Here is a 567-nt window from a genome sequence, read left to right on the forward strand (position 1 = left end):
TTAAAATACTAAATTTAGACTGTGTATACTAGATACTAGATACTAGATACTAGATACTAGATACTAGAAAGGCCAGACAACTTAAGCTGTCTGGCTTTTTTGATGGTTAATGCTCATTTGTTTGCTTGATCTGTCCGCCATAAAGCATGCTCACATATTATGCATAACCAACTATTTTTGGCACGCATATAACGAATATCAGCAGGTACTTCAATTGGACAAGCATAGCCGCAGTATTCACACACAACATCGTCTAAGTAGGCATAACACTGAGCGACTGTCTCAAAGAATACTTGAGGACTTACCTCATATTTCTCACAAAGCGTCTTCACATGTTTAATAAAGCCGCTCTGATTATCATATGCCCAGTAATCCTCACATATTTTGATATCATATGGGCTATGCGTCATATTCGGCTGAAGTTTCACACTCATCATACTCTCCTCAGTAGCTGCCATAATCAGAGTGCGGTAATAGCTCATAAAGCTCGCTTTGAAGCTTAATGCTTATATCTTCCACAAAGTACCCATCCTGAGCATCCAAGCGCTTCTGCACCCACACACGCAT

Annotated in this window: 1 protein-coding gene; it reads right to left on the bottom strand. The window is 39.7% G+C overall.

All coding sequences use genetic code 11. From position 1 onward, the window contains the following. Positions 1-113: 113 nt before the first annotated feature. Positions 114-434, bottom strand: coding sequence for a hypothetical protein (locus tag CXF62_RS01465; protein ID WP_228153126.1), 321 nt, complete (start codon positions 432-434; stop codon positions 114-116). Positions 435-567: the final 133 nt, after the last annotated feature.

The sequence above is a fragment of the Psychrobacter sp. MES7-P7E genome, assembly GCF_002863645.1.
Classification (GTDB): Bacteria; Pseudomonadota; Gammaproteobacteria; order Pseudomonadales; family Moraxellaceae; genus Psychrobacter.

Excerpts from the sequence above, each read along its gene's own strand:
- CXF62_RS01465 (WP_228153126.1), bottom strand. The coding sequence starts at position 434 with ATGAGTGTGAAACTTCAGCCGAATATGACGCATAGCCCATATGATATC.